The sequence below is a fragment of the Streptosporangium nondiastaticum genome (assembly GCF_003011965.1).
Classification (GTDB): Bacteria; Actinomycetota; Actinomycetes; order Streptomycetales; family Streptomycetaceae; genus Streptomyces; species Streptomyces nondiastaticus.
The window spans coordinates 1-426 of the sequence record NZ_PXWG01000373.1 but is presented as its reverse complement, the minus strand read 5'-3'; the positions used below and the strand labels follow the sequence as shown (position 1 = coordinate 426).

Sequence of the window (426 nt, the reverse complement as noted above, 5' to 3'; positions counted from 1 at the left end):
ACGGTCGGCATCCGACCTTCCCGTGCTCGTGCGGGCAACCCGGTGTCGCGCTGGCCGGGGTGGAGGTAGACCGGGCGATCCTCGAAGAGCACAAGCTGATCCCCGGACGAAGCGTCATCCATCTCGGCCGCACGATCGGGGATCCCGAGGCGACGCACGGCTGCCAGATCTGCGACGACTGGGACGGTCTGATCGTCGCGTCCGGGGGATGCCGCACGCTGCTGCTGGTGGCGTCCCGGTACCGGCATCACGCCGGGTACCTCGAGGCGTGGAGGCCGACCCCGTGAGCGGCGAGATAGAGCGGCCCGCGGTGTTGCGTCTGCGGTTGTGGTGGCGCAACCGGCACTGGCGGGGCGACCCGATGCTCGTGCCGTCCGTCGTGCTCGACGAGCACGGGAAGGTGCAGCAGGGCGGGGAGGGTGGCCG

The 426-nt window shown here is 71.1% G+C and carries 1 protein-coding gene; it reads left to right on the top strand.

Going from position 1 to position 426, the window contains the following annotated elements:
* The coding region (locus B7P34_RS36295) for a hypothetical protein (protein ID WP_223268636.1) at positions 1 to 287 on the top strand (287 nt) is incomplete at its 5' end.
* Positions 288 to 426: the final 139 nt, after the last annotated feature.